This window comes from Algibacter marinivivus, from assembly GCF_003143755.1.
Classification (GTDB): domain Bacteria; phylum Bacteroidota; class Bacteroidia; order Flavobacteriales; family Flavobacteriaceae; genus Algibacter_B; species Algibacter_B marinivivus.
In genome coordinates this window covers 44,697-61,947 of sequence record NZ_QFRI01000001.1, presented here as the reverse complement: position 1 = coordinate 61,947, position 17,251 = coordinate 44,697, and the positions used below count along the sequence as shown (strand labels likewise).

The following is a 17,251-nucleotide window of genomic DNA, read 5'->3' as shown; positions in this document are numbered from 1 at the left end:
AAGTTATATTAAACCAGAGATATTTACTTCTCTGGTTTTTTTGTTTCTAAAAAAAGTTTTTGTTGTTGTTTAATAGTAAGTGTGCTCCCATCATGACTCCAACCTGGAGGCGCAAAAGCATACATAAATTTATGATACCAATTTTTGGATTTCTTCATATCATTCCAAATATCTTTATACTCATGTGTAAGTATAACTATAGGGTTGTATGAGTTAGGAGGATGAGTCACACCGTATTTAATATCAATGTTTTCATCCAATTCTTTCCAAGTACCAAACATTTTATCAAAAATATTTAAAAAACCGCCATGGTTTTTGTCCATATATTCAATATTCTGGGCGTGATGAACTTGATGCATAGTATGCGTGTTAAAAACTTTTTCTATGATACCCATTTTAGGAATAAAAACAGAATGTAGTTGGAACTGCCACAGCGCTTCAATACCTAAACAAACAACTAACATTTCTGGAGGAAAACCTATTGCTGGAATCCACATATAAAAAAACGGTTTGTAAAAAATTGTAAACCATCCGTTTCTAACAGCTGTACCTAAATTAAAATTATCTGAAGAATGGTGTACTATATGTGCAGCCCATAACAAACGAACATTATGATTTTGCCTATGAAACCAATAGTAACTAAAATCGTCTGCTAATTGACACAGTAGCCAAATATACCATGCGTAACCAAATGATTCCCATCCCATTATGTTTGTTCTAACACCATCAATTATTGGGTTGAAAACATCATAAACAAAATTAAAAAGTACAATAGCTGCAATTGTTTTAGTAAGCGGAGCAAGTATAGTAGAGCCAATACCCATAGTTAGGCTTGCTGCTAAATCTTTCCAATTGTATAAATCTTTTTTGTCTTTATGATGTTTGCTATATGTTAATTCAAGTAAGATGAAACCTAGAAAACAAGGAACACCATAAACGAGAGGGTTCGTAAAATCCATTTATAATTGTAGTTTTTTCAAAAATAGAGCGATTTTATTTGTAAACTTCTATAGACTTCAATTTATTTCAAAAAAAATCTCTTTATAACAAATTAGCTTTAAAGAGATTTTAGAGTTGGATAACGGTTATTATTTAACTAGAGCAGCTTCTTTTTTTAAATTAAAATCAACCTCTATTTGATTGCTTAAAATATCTTCAAAGGTTTCTCTTTTTCTTATTAAATGGGCTTTATTGTTATGCCATAAAACTTCTGCAGGTCTGTATCTAGAGTTGTAATTACTAGCCATTGAGAAACAATATGCACCAGCGTTTTTAAAACACAGAATATCTTCTTCTGTAATTTCATTTATTCGTCTGTTGTTTCCGAAAGTATCAGTTTCACATATATAACCTACAACTGTATAAAAACGTTCTCTACCTTTTGGGTTTGATATATTAACAATATCGTGATGAGAACCATAAAGCATCGGACGTATCAAATGATTAAATCCTGAATCAACTTGAGCAAAAACGGTTGAGGTGGTTTGTTTTACTGCATTTACTTTGGTTAAAAAGTAACCAGATTCACTTACTAAAAACTTACCAGGTTCAAAGGCTAATGTTAATTCTTTTCCATATTCTTTGCAGAATTCATTGAACCTTGAAGATAATTTTTTTCCTAATTCTTCAATATTAGTTTCAATATCACCTTGTTTGTAAGGTACTTTAAATCCTGAACCAAAATCAATAAAATCTAGATTTTTGAATTGTTTAGCGGTATCAAATAATATTTCACTGGCATATAAAAACACTTCAATATCTAAAATATCGCTACCAGTATGCATATGTATACCATTGATTCTCATTTTAGTATTTTCAACAATCCTTAATATATGTGGTATTTGATGTATAGAAATTCCAAATTTAGAATCAATATGCCCAACAGAAATATTAGCATTTCCACCAGCCATAACATGCGGATTAATACGAATACAAACAGGAATTTTAGGATGTTTTGTACCAAACTGTTCTAAAATGGATAAATTATCAATATTAATTTTTACACCCAATTTTGCAGCTTCTTCTATTTCATTTAACGATACACCATTAGGTGTATAAATAATTTGTTCTGGTGAAAATCCTGCTGCTAATCCTAATTTAACTTCTTGTATTGAAACCGTATCAATTCCAGATCCTAGAGACTTAAAAAGCTTTAATATAGATATATTAGATAAGGCTTTAACGGCATAGTTAAGTTTTAACTTTTTAACTCCTTTAAAGGCATTAGTAAGTCTTTTATACTGACTTTCTATTTTACCAGCATCATATACATAAACTGGACTTCCAAAATCTTGTGCAATTTTAAGCAACTGATTATCTAACATACTTATTCAATTTTGGTCAAAGATATTTCTTTGTTGAATAAAAAAAATAAATAAATAAAAAATATTACAAATTAAACATTTTGTTAATTATTTAACACAGTATTTTGAATAGATAATTTATCAAAGTTTTCACAATTAAATATTAGGGTAAGTAAGCGCTATTATTTACATTTGTGAATCTTAAAATAGAAGCTATATTATGAATTTACACGAATACCAAGGTAAAGAGATATTAAGCAGTTTTGGAGTACGTATCCAACGTGGGATAGTTGCTCAAAATGCTCAAGAAGCAGTAGCAGCTGCAAAGCAATTAACAAGCGAAACTGGAACAAGTTGGCACGTTATTAAAGCACAAGTTCATGCAGGTGGACGTGGAAAAGGCGGAGGTGTTAAACTTGCTAAAAACTTAAAAGAAGTTGAAGAGATTGCTGGACAAATTATAGGCATGGATTTGATTACACCTCAAACTTCTGCTGAAGGTAAGCGTGTACATCAAGTTTTAGTTGCAGAGGATGTGTACTATCCAGGAGATAGTGAAACAAATGAGTTTTATATGTCTGTTTTATTAAATAGAGGTACTGGTCGTAATATGATTATGTATTCTACCGAAGGAGGAATGGATATTGAAACTGTTGCCGAAGAAACACCGCATTTAATTTTTACTGAAGAAATTGATCCTGCTGTTGGCTTAATGCCATTTCAAGCAAGACGTGTAGCTTTTAATTTAGGATTATCAGGATTGGCTTTTAAAGAAATGACAAAATTTGTTGCTAATCTTTATACTGCTTATGTGAAATCTGATTCATCATTATTTGAAATTAATCCTGTTTTAAAAACTAGTGATGATAAAATTATGGCTGTTGATGCTAAAGTTACTATTGATGATAATGCATTATACAGACATAAAAACTATGTTGATTTACGTGATGTTCGTGAAGAGAGCGCTATCGAGGTTGAAGCGGGAGAGCTAGGTTTAAATTATGTTGATCTTGATGGAAACGTTGGTTGTATGGTTAATGGAGCAGGTTTGGCTATGGCAACAATGGATTTAATTAAACAAGCAGGAGGAGAGCCAGCTAACTTTTTAGATGTTGGAGGTACAGCAGATGCAGCACGTGTTGAAGCTGCGTTTAAAATTATATTGAAAGACCCAGCAGTTAAAGCTATACTTATTAATATTTTTGGCGGAATTGTTCGTTGTGATCGAGTTGCACAAGGTGTTATAGATGCTTATAAAAATATGGGTAATATTAATGTGCCAATTATTGTTCGTTTACAAGGTACTAATGCAGATATAGCTAAAGAATTAATTGATAATTCAGGGTTGGACGTGATGAGTGCTACTGAGTTTCAAGAAGCTGCGGATAAAGTACAACAAGTATTATCGTAAATATAAAGAACTACTATATAATAAAAAAAGAGCAACAATTATTTGTTGCTCTTTTTTTTTACGTTATTTATTTCATCTTTCTTAGGCATTGGGCCTCTTAGATGAATTACAAGTCCATTTAAAAAGTTACGTAAAATTTGATCTCCGCATTCCATATACTTTGGATGGTCTTCTCTTCTAAAGAATGCTCCTAATTCACTTTTAGAAATTCTGAAATCTACTAGCTCTAGAATCTTTACTATATCATCATCACGTAGTTTTAGAGCAACTCTTAGTTTTTTTAAAATATCATTATTTGTCATAGTACTAGTTTATTGAGTTAAACGGGTGCATTTCATCGATTTTCATTTTCAACTTCATCAGAATAGCCGTTTTATCATCTTGGGTAAAGATACCTTAAATGTTTGTTTTAATTATTAATTTTTTTAGCAAAAAAAAATAATTTAATCAATTGATAATCAATTAATTAAAAATGAATTCATGTCATTAAATTTTGTTCTGTTAAATGATAAAGCGCAAATTTTTTAGTTGAATAAAATAGAATAATTGACAAAGTAGATGAAATCCACGACTAAATACAGGCGGTTTTTCGATAAGTTACATTATATCTACGATTATTAAATACCTCTTCTGCGTAAATTTATACTATTAATAATTCACCCCATCGAAAACCCTATAAGATGATTAACAGAGTAGAAAAATTAAGTCTTTTGTCAGAAATGATAGCTTTCGCTAAATACGATAAGGATATTAAGCGTATTGAGTATAACTTCTTATTAGGAGTTGCTAAGCAATTAGATATTTCTCGAGAAGATTTTGAATATTTAATAGAACACCCAGTTACATATACTCATTTAAAATCTCACAGTGAGCGTATTGTTCAATTTCATAGACTAGTCTTATTAATGAATATTGAACAAGAACATAATGAGGATAATAATTCTGCAGGAGTTATTAAGCTATATAATTTTGGTTTAAGAATGGGACTTAGTCATGAGTCTATAACTAAGGTGCTATACTTAATGGAAAGCTTTCCAAATAAGATTGTACCACCAGATGTATTGATTGATATATTTAAGACACAATACAATTAAAATTAATCCCTCTAGATTTTACACAAATATAAAAAGCAAGTGTTGATTATAATTTACGTTGTGTAAATTATCGAAAAGCTAAAAGTTTATACTTTTAGCTTTTCTAGTTTATTCTGGTAATTTTTTATTTCATCACGAAGTTTAGCAGCTATTATAAAGTCTAATGCTTTTGCTGCTTCCTCCATAAGTTTTCGTTTTTCTCTTATTTTCTTTTCTAACTCAGGCTTGCTTAAATACTCGCTTTCAGGTTCAGCAGCTTTTAGAGCTTCTAACTCATAACTATACGTACTTACTGAGTTTTTAGATAAGGCATTATCTAAGCTTTTATTTAATGCTTTTGGGGTAATATTGTTTTCAGTATTATATGCTATTTGTTTTTCGCGCCTGTATTCAGTTTCGTCTATAGTTTTTTGCATGCTTTTAGTAATTTTATCTGCATACATTATAGCCTTACCATTTAAATTTCTGGCTGCTCTACCAACAGTTTGTGTTAGAGAACGGGCAGAACGTAAAAACCCTTCTTTATCAGCGTCGAGGATTGCAACTAGAGAAACTTCAGGTAAATCTAAACCTTCACGAAGTAAGTTAACTCCAACTAATACATCAAATAAGCCTTTACGTAAATCCTGCATAATTTCTACACGTTCTAAGGTATCTACATCACTATGAATATATCTGCATCGTATCTGAATTCTATCAAGATATTTAGTTAATTCTTCAGCCATACGTTTAGTTAGTGTTGTAACTAAAGTACGTTCATCTTTTTCAATTCGTAGTTGAATTTCTTCTATTAAATCATCGATTTGATTTAAACTTGGGCGTACTTCAATAATGGGATCTAATAAACCTGTTGGCCTTATAACTTGCTCTACATATACACCATCCGTTTTCTGTAATTCGTAATCTGCAGGAGTAGCACTAACATAAATAACCTGATTTTGTAAGGCTTCAAACTCTTCAAATTTTAAAGGTCTGTTATCCATTGCAGCGGGCAACCTAAAACCATATTCTACAAGGTTTTCTTTTCTACTTCTATCTCCTCCATACATGGCATGAACTTGAGAAATAGTAACGTGACTTTCATCTACAACCATTAAGAAATCATCTGGAAAATAATCAAGTAAACAAAAAGGTCTTGTTCCCGGAGCTCTACCATCTAAATATCGTGAATAATTTTCTATACCTGAGCAATACCCTAACTCACGAATCATTTCCAAGTCAAATTCAGTGCGCTCTTTTAATCGTTTAGCTTCTAAATGTTTACCTATTTCTTTAAAATAGTCATGCTGTTTCACCAAATCATCTTGAATATCTTTGATAGCACCTTGTAAGATCTCTGGTGATGTAACAAACATATTGGCAGGATAAATATTTAACCTATCATATTTTTCAACCACTTCATTAGTTTGAATGTTGAAAGATTCAATCTCTTCAATTTCGTCGCCAAAAAAGTGAATTCTAAAAGCATCGTCAGCATAACTCGGAAAAATATCTACAGTATCTCCTTTTATTCTAAAATTACCATGTTTAAAATCGGCTTCAGTTCTAGAATATAAACTTTGAACAAGCTGATGCAATAATTGTGTTCTAGAAATGACTTGATCTCTTTTTAAAGTAATAACATTTTTTTGAAATTCAATTGGGTTTCCGATACCATATAAACAAGAAACTGAAGCTACAACTAAAACATCTCGCCTTCCAGAAAGAAGGGAAGAGGTTGTGCTTAATCGCATTTTTTCAATCTCTTCATTTATTGATAAATCTTTTTCAATATACACTCCAGAAACAGGTATATAAGCTTCAGGTTGATAATAATCGTAATAAGAGACAAAATACTCTACGGCGTTATTAGGAAAGAATTGCTTAAATTCAGAATATAATTGAGCTGCTAAAGTTTTATTGTGAGCTAAAACTAGTGTTGGCCTCTGAACTTCTTGAATAACATTGGCTACAGTAAAAGTTTTTCCTGAACCCGTAACACCAAGTAAAGTTTGATATTTTTCTTTTGAAGTTATTCCTGAAGCTAATTGTTTTATAGCTTGAGGTTGATCTCCAGTGGGATTAAATTCTGATTCAATTTTAAACTTCATTTTGCAAAATTACGCAAAATATATGTGCTATCGCTTAAGAGTAAAATGACCAGAAAATTGTCTACCATCTTCTAAATAAACTTGAAACCAATAATCGTCAGTAGGTAAAATAGCTCCATTATATGAACCATCCCAACCATCATATTGAACTAATAACTGTTTTAACAATTTACCATAACGGTCATAAATTAAAACGGTGCTATTGGGTTGAAAATTTTCATTCACACCTTGAATTCTCCAAAATTCATTTATTCCATCTCCGTTAGGCGTAAAATATTTTGGATAGCCAATTACAGAAATATCCAAAGTAGAAACGCCGCAAATATCATCTTTTACATGTATGGTATAAAATCCAGCTTTTACATTGTTAAACACTGGTTCATCTTGATAAACTATAAACGTTGAACCTTCTTCTTGTAAAGCAAATTGGTAATTTCCTTGGCCTAGACTTGTAGTATCTATTGTAACTGAATTGTTTTCAGTAAGATCAACAATGGTTACATCGTCAGTTGTTATTGTAGCCAATTCTGATGCATCTACATAAACCTCTCTAGACCTAGCGCATCCAGTACCATCAGTTTTAGTTAGTGTAATGGTATATGTTCCAGGTGTAGAAACTGTAATTAATCTATCATTAGAAACAAATTGATTATTTGTTACTCCATCCAAACTACTCCATAGCCATTCATAATCAAAAACTTCAGAAGTATTAACTTCAAATGGTTCTAGCTCAATTGTAAATGTAGGGTCAGATGAGCAAACTATTCTAGGCGTATCAACAGTAAATTCAGGTAAAGGATTTACAACCAGATTAATATCAGTATTTGCAACACAAAACCTGTTAATTGGATTTACAACTTCTACAGTAATTGTTTGATTTCCTGAAATAAGAGGGTTTGGTAAACTTGATTTATTTAATTGAAAAACACCATTTTCATCAGTATAGTCATAATATACTTCCATTCCGGTTTGAGAACCTAAAATAGTATTTGTAAAGTTTGAAGTATTAAAAGGATATATGCCATCATCATCAATATCTCCTGAATCTCCATCACATACTATTTGATCTGATATAGGGTTTGCAATTGGTTGTACATCTACAGTGAATGTTATAGTGGTTTCATCATAACAAGGACCGTCAGGAGCAGAAGTAGTGTTGTTTGTAACTCGAATAGTTACGGTTTGAGTTTCAGTAATAAATGGATTAGGTAACGGACTTGGTAAAGGAGTTCCTATTTCATCAAAATATTCGACCGTAACATCAGAAGGGTTTTGAGTTCCTAAAATAGTACTCTCTATTTGTGAGGTGTCAAAAGCAAACTCCCCATCGTTATCATCATCACACTCACTAGCTATACTAACAGGATTGGCAACAGGTAAGGCTTCAACATTTAATAAAATATGAGCACCTAAACCTAGACAATCGTTTGAGATAGCACTATCAACTCTGACATATATAAGTTGAGAACCTGGATATCCTATATTTCTATAATTTGAAGGGTCAGTTATTTCATTAATTTCAGCTAATGCATCAGCTTCATTTCTATAGTATCTAGGAGGAAGTATATTTTGCCCCGGAGGAATAAAACCTATGATAGTAGCCGTAACACTACTAAAATCAAAAGATGCTATACCATCTCTGTCATCATTATTTGCATTATTATTGCCATCAATATCAAGAAAATCATCACATTGATTAAATGTTACTACAAAAGTTGGAGGTACTACTGTTGTTGAAACATTAAGCTGTAATTGAGAAACTGAAGCACATCCAAAAGATGATTCAACTCTAGCCCAAACCACATCAGAGCTTATTGTTCTGTTTATAAAGGTTGTTGGGTTGTTTATATAATCAGGACTTGTTATATCTCCTGAAATAGCTGCAGACTGTGTCACAAAGTAAGTAAAAATTTCGTTTACTGCATTAATAGAAATTTCATTATTAGCTTCAGTCAAGTTAAAAGGACTAAACCCTAAAGTTGTAAGATCATCATCATCACATTGAATTAAGACTACAGGTGAAGTTACAATAGGCAAGGGGTTCACTGTAAGATTTACTTCGTCAGAATATAAACCACAGCTATTTCCAATTCTATCAATTTTTACTCTATAGCTATTACTGTTAAATGTTAATGGTGTATTTGTAAAATCTAGATTTGCAGTTTGAGAATTACTATATATAGCATTGTCGATTATTGGATTCCAATTAATGCCATCTGTACTAACTTCCCATTGATAACTTTCTGCTTCTGCAGAAACAACAGACATTGAACTATTAGCTGCTTCACATATTTCAGTATCTATAGGTTGTGTTGTTATTGAGAGTGGCGAGAAATTTAAGTAATTATTACTTGGTAGAGTATAACCGTCTGAAGCATTGTTTACCAAACCAGATACACTAGTTGTTGGGACATTATCTCCTAAATAATTATCAGAATTCCCATCAGAAAAGCCAGCCTCAATAACATCATTACATCCATCGCCATCACTATCAGAATCTAAATAGGTAAAAATAGTGTCGTTATCTAAGTCATTTAACGTATATCCAATTACATCACTATCTGGTGAGGTCTCAGCAGCATCTGCCCACCCATTAATACCATAAGTTGGTCCATCTTCTATACCGTTTAAATCGGTATCAGATAAAGTCCCAAGTTGTCCAGTTTCAATTAAATCATAAATTCCATCATTATCACTATCTAGATCATAAAAATCTAAAACTGTATCGTTATCAGTATCAATTGGTAATAGAGTAATATCAAAAACATCATCTAAACCATTTAAATCTGCATCAACTCCAGAAAGTGTAATTAATGTTCCTTGATTTTCTATGATATCAGGAATACCATCGTTATCACTGTCTAAATCGAAAGCATCTTTAATACCATCTAAGTCGCTATCTTTTTTAAAGCAGGTAAGTGAAAGACCTCCAGTGAAAATTGAGGACACTGAACCATTTTCAAGTTTATGAATAAATGTAAATCCATCTATTTGATTTCCTAAAAACTGATATGGTGTTGTTCCGTTGGGTGTAGGGTTAATTTTAAAGCGAATTTCAGACCCTGAAATTTGTGTAACACCAGTTTCAAAAATACCATCAAAATTACTGTCAACTAATAAATGATCATCTGGATCTACTAAAGTAATATTTTTATTAATAGGTAGAATTCTAGCTATAAAATATTCATCTTGTATATTAGTATTGGGTAATGAAATAGTTTCTTCAAATTTAATATTGACAGGTTCTGTAAATGATATACTATAGTTGTTTTCAGCGTTTGAAGCATTTCCTAAAATGCTTGTAAACCCGCCAGAACTATTTCCGCTAAATGCATTTGTGTTTCCAGAATCATTTGCTTGTGTATAGTTACCAATAGCAATAGAATTATCTCTAGTATTATCTTGAAAAATTAATTCAGGTATATTAAGGTTACTGGTGTTTAATACAGCATTTCCTCTAGATTCTTCACAATTTAATATTCCGTCATTATCATTATCAACATCTATATTGTCAATAATACCATCATTATCTCTATCATCTGGACATATACTAATAGGGATTTCGATAGATTCAAGTTCTTCTCCTGTACAAGTAATAATACCAATTAACTTGTATTTTCCTGGTTGAGAGGGCATGATTTGAGGAGTTGGAATCATTAAATCCACAAAACCAGAACCATCATCAAATAACCATTTAAAGCTATCGAAATTTTCAGTATTAGCTGCTTCCAAAGTTATGTTTGGAATGCAGTTTCCAAGAGTGGCAAATTGTGCATCAAAATTTATTTCTGGTGGGGATGGAAAACCAGAGTAAAAACTACCTGAGGTTGCTGCACCACTATAATTAAAGTAAGCACAATAAAGTTCATCATCACTTTCTACAGTAATATTACCTCGAATACCTTTTATTTTATAAGTTATATAATTGGTGTTTCCAGTTACAACATTTGCAGTCCCTGGATTTATATTTCCATCTATAGAAGATCTTATTGTAATATTAGCTGTGATTGTAGTAACTATGGTAATTCCACCTTCATATGGCTGACCGCCTATTTGATTAATATTTGCAATATTATCAAGATTCCCTCGAGTTTCACAACTAAGGGGAGGTACAAAAAACATGCCTTGATTAGCTTCAGAAGGGCTTCCATTATTGCTTAATCCTCCAACGCCTTGGTATGCAAAAACAGGTTGCGAAGTTTGCACAAACATATTGCCCATGTTGGAAAAACTGTCACCTTCAATTATATAGTAATCTCCTGTATTAATTGTAGCTATTGGGGTATTATTTCCGTTTACGAATATAGAAGTATTATCACTGTTGGCAACTAGGAGGATGTTTTCCCATGCATCTGTTCCATCACCTCGAACAAAAATATACTCTGTTCCTATTTTACTGGCACCAACAATTTGATCTATACCATAATCTCTAGCGCCTCCATTACCAAAACTTCCATTGGCCGACCCACAATTTACAACTACAGGCTTATCAGAGGTAACCAAGCAGCCAATTAGCCCATCTCTATTGATACTGGTATCTAAACTATTTATCGCTAAAGTATAGCTTTCCCCTTCGTCTAAAACTGTATTTACTGGGGTAGTACCAGTATAGCCTTGTATTATTAAACCATTAGGTAAGTCACTAAATTCTACTTGTGTATTATTCTCTGTAGCCATTACCGATACAAAGTTCAGGTAATTGTTTTGAGGGTTTTCATTAGGATATGTTCCAATTCTAAAACTAGTATCTAAGGCTGAAACACCTTTACTAACAATAGCACCAGCTTGGAATCCTGCATTAACCCTTACAGAAACATATATAACATCATCCGCTTCAATTATATAACCTCTGTCGGTAGTAACTCGACTAGTTATATCTGGAGGCATGAATAATTGTGAAGCACCAGAATCTATAAAAATTTCTTGAGGATTATTATTACTAACTACACCAGTAATATAATTACTTGCGGGTTGCCCCATCGGCTTTATAGTATAGGGTACGTCTACATTCCTAGGTGTAGATAAGTAAATATATTGATCTTGAGGGGTTGAGCTGATTTCATCTGCATAAGTTAAAGGTGGGATGTAGTGCTTTTTGCTTAATTGAGAAAAGCCTTTAAAGCTTAAAAGGATAATTATTATAAATATAAAACTTTGTAAAAGTCGATTCTTAGGCATTTTTTTTAAATAAGTAATAATTTAAAAATGTTTAGAAAACTAAAATATAACATTTAATATTATTGGACTTATAAAACCTTTGAAGGTTTAATTTCATAGGTTAAAATGCGAAGAGTTTTTTTGTTTTTGTAATGAAAGTTTATCTTTTTAAAGCAAAATGGCCTCTAATATTGAATGATTCGCCATTTTGAACAATATCAGCAGAAAACCAGTAGTCATCAGATGGCATATTCTCACCGTTATAAGTACCATCCCATCCTTGAGAAAAATGTGGAAGTGTTTTTATTAATTTCCCATGTCTATTGTAAATGTAAACGATGGTTCCTGGTAATTGATTTGCGCCTACTATATGCCATGTATCATAAGCATTATCATTATTAGGTGTTACAAATTTTGGAATATCAAAAACAAAAACGTCTTGAGAAACATCCATACAACCATTTAAATCTCTAACGGTAACAATATGAGCACCAAAAGAGACGTCTTCAAATATATTTGATGTTTGTGGTTCTCCACCATCAAGGATAAAAACATAATCTCCAATTCTAGAATTGTTTATCTCTACAGTTATTCTATTAGGGTCAGCAAAATCAACAGTTGGTGTAATTATAATTTCAGCTTCATCAGATGGTATAACATCAAAGGTATGCGTATAAGAACAATCATTTCCTATGATATTTGGTCTAGTTACAGTTACAGAATAACTACCAGCATTTGCAGGAGAAACTATAATTTCATTAGTAGTCTCACCAGTAGACCATAGATAAGTATCGCCAGCTATACCTGTATCAGCACTAATTAAAACAGGATCATTGTTACAAAGAGGTACTATATCGTTTATAGGAATAATTGGTAAAGGGTTAATACGAATACTAAATTGTGTTGTGTTAAAACATCCAGTACTATTATTTTCTAGTCTAACAAATATGGTATCACCATCAACAGCAGAAAAAGTGTTTGGAATAGCGTTTATTTCATTTTCAGCATTTGCTAAATCTTCATAGAATGTTATTGTATAGTTAGAAGGGTTTAAGCCTCCTAAAATAATACTATTATTTGCTGTTAAATCAAAATTTTGAATACCATCATAATCATTATCACAATCTACCAAATCTGGTGGTGTGTTGGCTACAGGGTTTTGGTTTATTTGTAAAACAAAAGATGGGGCTATGTGGCAGCCAGTAGTTATATCCGATACTCTAACGAATAAAGTGTGACTATTTGCTGTATAGTTAAAAGTTGTGTTTAGAGGGGATAGGTTATCGTCAGCATCACTTTGTGTATTGTGGTAAGAGATATTAACCAATGAAGGATCATCCACAATCATACTGTTTACTTGTGATAAGTCATAACTATTAGTGTCATTCTCACAAACTTGAATAGTACCGATAGCATTTGTTGCAGGAGGTAAATTAATTATAAGTTCTAAAGGAATCACTGTAAAACAACCAGTTAGTGTATTAGCTATTTTTATATATACTGTTTTTGCATTAGAATTAAAACTTGTAGGTGTTGTAATTTCATTTGAATTATCTAATCCATCATTTGGATTTATATCTGATAAATTTTCAAAATAGTTTAGTTCTAGGTTGCTTTTTACTCTATCTAAAACTTCAAAATCACTATTTACTGTATCAATATTATATAAGGTTAAATCAAAACTTGTAACACCATCATAGTCTTCATCACAATTTATGATATTTGGTGTACCAACTGTAACTTGAGGTGGTGCAATAATATTTATACCTAATTCTTCAACTATATGACATAACGAATCATCACTTTCAATTCTTATATATATACTTTGTGGATTAGTTACATTGGTATAATTAGAAGGTAATGGGTTAGAATTTGTATCTGCTTCAGTAGGAGATAAATGAAATGAAATATTTAACATATCGGGCGATCCTGCTCTTATTTCATCAGCTTTTTCATCAAGATTAAATTCATTAAGTCCATCGTTACTTGCATCATCACAAATTAAATAATCTATTACTGGGTTATAAATTGGATCTGGAGATACTTGTAATATAAATGAATCTGTCCCATAACATGTTGGGTCTGAAATGTTTTCTACCCTCACATAAATAGTTTGCGGACTAGTTGTATTTTGATAGATGTTATTTTTATCAATAGGCATTGTAAAGGCTGCATCTTCAAAATAAAATACTTCTTTACCAGCTTGTCCATCAAGAATTTCAGTATCTTTATCAACTAATAAGAAATCAGCAAAACTATCACCATCATCCTCACAGATTTGAAAATTACTTATTGTAGGAAATACAGGAAGCGTGTTTATTATGGCTTCAAATGAAGTAATTGCATAACACCCTGTACCGCTTACACCATCTTCAACTCTAATAAAGATGGTTTGCGTATTAGTATTATAAGTACTTCTATCTGCAACAGGAATAGGGTTTACATTATTATCAGCATCATCAAAAGATGTAAAAACATCAATATTTAAACCAGTTCTACTAGCAACAGCTTCATCAATCTTATTCTCAAGATTAATTATTGAAAAACCATCCTGATCATTATCACAAACAATTTCATTAGATGGTTGATTTGTAGTTGGCGCTGTCAAAACTTCTATTTGAAAAGGATTAACTGTTGAGCAACCAGAATCTATATTTTCTATACGTGCATATAAAGTCTCAGTAGAATTTGTATTATTATAAAAAGGTGGTAATTGGTTTGCTGTATTATTACTTTGGGCATCCGTATTATTGGAAAAATAGGTAACCGTGAAATTAGTATTTCCTCCAGTGATTGTATTATCTAATGACTGTAAATCTATACTTGCAATTCCATCATCATCATCATCACAATATGGTATTGTAACGTTAGCAAAAAGTAATATTGGATTTACTAATAATGTTATTTGTGTATTTTCAACACAGCCACCATCTTCAATTCTAACATAAAGAACTTGTGGACTTAAAGCTGCGTAAGGTGTAGTTTTGTCTAATGCATTGGTACCATTATCTCTGTCATTTTCAGTTTCATAAAAAGTAACGGTTATAGAATTAGGTAAATCATTTGCAATAAATGTTTCAACAGTATTTAAATCAAAGTTTAAAGTATCTGTAGTATCGTCGTTAGTATCACAGAGCGCAAAATCTCCAGTATCTGTTCCTGTTAATAGTAAATTGGTATGAATTTCAAAGGGAACTATAGTTGCACATCCAGTAGTACTGTCTTCGATTCTTAGATATAATGTAGCAGATCCGGGTTCTATAACGGCATTTGTATATTGATAATTAGTTTCATCAGCTATAACATTAATATTCATTTCAGCATCGTCAAAGGTACTATGAAATGTGGTAGTTACACCGGTTAAACCATTTAAGATATCTGCAATTACTTGAGTTAAATCAAAGGCAGCATCTCCATCTAAATCTCTATCACAAGCATCAAGATATTGTGTGTCTCTATTCACAACAGGACTAACAGTTACCTCTACATCTAGAGTAGTAGTAGTTTCACAACCTGTTGTTGTATCCACAATTCTAACATATACTTGCTCGTTAGGTGTGTTCGTATTAATGTATGGAGAAGGTATAGGATTGTTACCAGTACTCGCATCTAATGGATTATAGTGATATGTAACAAATAAATTGATTTGTCCAGATGTTATTTCATCATCTTTTTGTGTTAAATCGATAATAGCAAAACCATCTGGTGTGTCATCTCCATCACAAACTTCTAAAGTTGTTGGAGTTACAATATTTGGAAGCGGGTTTACTATTAAATTAAATGTAGTATAAGAAAAACAGTTACTATCTAAATCTTGAACCCTAACAAAAATAGGTTGCGGATTCATGCTATTTGGTATGGGAGCTAGTATTGGGTTAATATTTAATCTAGCATCATTATCTGATAAGTGATAGCTAAAGTTGTAGTTTGTAAATGGAACATTAGCAATAACTTCAGCATCTTTACTTGAAAGATCAAAAATTTCTATACCGTTACCACTTGAATCATCACATAATTGGTAATCAGTAACGGGATCCATAGGCTCTTCAGTATTTAGAACCACAATAACCTCATCAGTTTCTACACAAGTAGATCCATTAACAGGGACACCAACTTCAACACGATAAGTACCATCTTGAACTGCAACATAAGTTGGACTTGTTGCACCAGTAATTATGTTACCATTTCTATACCAAGCATATGAAGCAAGCGGATTTTGTAAATCTGCATCCAAAGTAGCAGAACTTGAACATGTTGATATATCATCTCCTAAATCTAAAATTCTAAAACTATCACCTTCTATAAAAACGGCAGAGTCAAATGTACCATCTGTCTGGTCAGCAATTATTAATTTAATATGATAAGTTACATTTGGTAAAATACTACCAGATGCTGTTAAAACAGTTGTTCTACCATTATAATTTGTATCTCCAATATTGTATCCATCAAAGTATTGATCATTCTGTGCAGGACAAACACCAAAAATTTCATCATGTATTGTGTTTGTGTTTACTGGAGTAGCTGTACCAGGAATTATCGCTATGTTTTGATATGGGTTTGCTGTACCTGCTTCTCTAATTAGAAATACAAAACCATCTGAGAACTGACACGGATTTATTCCAAAATATTCTTCAGAAGCTAGTAAGTAATTAAATTGAAATTGATTTGAAATGGATACAAAATCAAATTCAATAGATGTGGCGTTTACTGTATTGGTAATTCCTAAAGCTGCTTCTAAATCAGGATCTGTTCCCCAAGTTGTAGAGCCTTCACTAAGTGTAGGTGTTACAGCAGAATTCCCACCAGATGTAGCAGCTCCTGTAGAAAGCATTATACCATTTTCAAAAGGAAAGTTTGAGCCTGATCTTTCGAAGTAAGCATAACTTGAAAGTCCACTAGCAGTTCCATTTACAGATGAGCTTATATTAGTTATGTCAACACAACCATTTACTAAATTATTTTGTATTAGTGATTGTAAACCAACAGAATCATCTACCGATATTTGCTGAGAAAATGCAAAATGACTATTAAAAAATAGTATAAGTAAGATGAAACAAATAAATCTCATAACCTGTAGGTGTTTTCTAGTTCGTTTTTGTTTGGTTAAGTATTACAATTAGTTGGGGCTAATTAAGGGCGAAAAATAGACTTTTTTCAGATGAAACGCAAAAAAAATCGGATAAAATGCATTTTAAT

At 31.8% G+C, this 17,251-nt stretch carries 8 protein-coding genes; 2 read left to right on the top strand and 6 right to left on the bottom strand.

Annotated elements, in window-relative coordinates:
• Positions 1-23 precede the first annotated feature (23 nt).
• The gene (locus tag DIS18_RS00285; RefSeq protein ID WP_109351053.1) at positions 24-959 is read right to left on the bottom strand and encodes a sterol desaturase family protein; all 936 of its coding nucleotides are present in this window, start codon (positions 957-959) and stop codon (positions 24-26) included.
• A gap of 129 nt (positions 960-1,088) precedes the next feature.
• Complete coding sequence (lysA, locus tag DIS18_RS00280; RefSeq protein WP_109351052.1) at positions 1,089-2,324, bottom strand: diaminopimelate decarboxylase; 1,236 nt, start codon at positions 2,322-2,324, stop codon at positions 1,089-1,091.
• A 199-nt stretch (positions 2,325-2,523) separates the two neighbouring features.
• On the opposite strand from lysA, the gene sucC reads away from it, so the two are divergent.
• Positions 2,524-3,714 (top strand): ADP-forming succinate--CoA ligase subunit beta, encoded by a 1,191-nt coding sequence (gene sucC, locus DIS18_RS00275; RefSeq protein ID WP_109351051.1) that lies wholly within the window; start codon positions 2,524-2,526, stop codon positions 3,712-3,714.
• 38 nt (positions 3,715-3,752) lie between these two features.
• Here sucC and DIS18_RS00270 read toward each other — a convergent pair whose 3' ends face one another.
• Positions 3,753-4,016 carry a DUF1456 family protein gene (locus tag DIS18_RS00270; protein ID WP_109351050.1) on the bottom strand — a complete coding sequence of 88 codons (264 nt, stop codon included), beginning with the start codon at positions 4,014-4,016 and terminating at the stop codon, positions 3,753-3,755.
• A 378-nt stretch (positions 4,017-4,394) separates the two neighbouring features.
• Here DIS18_RS00270 and DIS18_RS00265 point away from each other — a divergent pair, with 378 nt between their 5' ends.
• Positions 4,395-4,808, top strand: a complete 414-nt coding sequence (locus tag DIS18_RS00265; protein ID WP_109351049.1) for a hypothetical protein — start codon at positions 4,395-4,397, stop codon at positions 4,806-4,808.
• Positions 4,809-4,894: 86 nt separating this feature from the next.
• Here DIS18_RS00265 and uvrB read toward each other — a convergent pair whose 3' ends face one another.
• The 3 genes from uvrB to DIS18_RS00250 form a co-directional block, all read right to left on the bottom strand.
• Positions 4,895-6,898 carry an excinuclease ABC subunit UvrB gene (gene uvrB, locus DIS18_RS00260; protein WP_109351048.1) on the bottom strand — a complete coding sequence of 668 codons (2,004 nt, stop codon included), beginning with the start codon at positions 6,896-6,898 and terminating at the stop codon, positions 4,895-4,897.
• A gap of 27 nt (positions 6,899-6,925) precedes the next feature.
• Positions 6,926-12,076, bottom strand: a complete 5,151-nt coding sequence (locus DIS18_RS00255) for a T9SS type B sorting domain-containing protein (protein ID WP_109351047.1) — start codon at positions 12,074-12,076, stop codon at positions 6,926-6,928.
• A gap of 139 nt (positions 12,077-12,215) precedes the next feature.
• Entirely contained in the window at positions 12,216-17,123 is a 4,908-nt protein-coding gene (locus DIS18_RS00250; RefSeq protein ID WP_245925549.1) for a T9SS type B sorting domain-containing protein, read from the bottom strand.
• Positions 17,124-17,251 lie beyond the last annotated feature (128 nt).

Bases quoted from the DNA above. Each gene is read 5' to 3' on its own strand.
- DIS18_RS00250 (WP_245925549.1), bottom strand. From the start codon at position 17,123: ATGAGATTTATTTGTTTCATCTTACTTATACTATTTTTTAATAGTCAT.
- DIS18_RS00265 (WP_109351049.1), top strand. From the start codon at position 4,395: ATGATTAACAGAGTAGAAAAATTAAGTCTTTTGTCAGAAATGATAGCT.
- DIS18_RS00255 (WP_109351047.1), bottom strand. From the start codon at position 12,076: ATGCCTAAGAATCGACTTTTACAAAGTTTTATATTTATAATAATTATC.
- DIS18_RS00285 (WP_109351053.1), bottom strand. From the start codon at position 959: ATGGATTTTACGAACCCTCTCGTTTATGGTGTTCCTTGTTTTCTAGGT.
- sucC (WP_109351051.1), top strand. From the start codon at position 2,524: ATGAATTTACACGAATACCAAGGTAAAGAGATATTAAGCAGTTTTGGA.
- lysA (WP_109351052.1), bottom strand. From the start codon at position 2,324: ATGTTAGATAATCAGTTGCTTAAAATTGCACAAGATTTTGGAAGTCCA.
- DIS18_RS00270 (WP_109351050.1), bottom strand. From the start codon at position 4,016: ATGACAAATAATGATATTTTAAAAAAACTAAGAGTTGCTCTAAAACTA.
- uvrB (WP_109351048.1), bottom strand. From the start codon at position 6,898: ATGAAGTTTAAAATTGAATCAGAATTTAATCCCACTGGAGATCAACCT.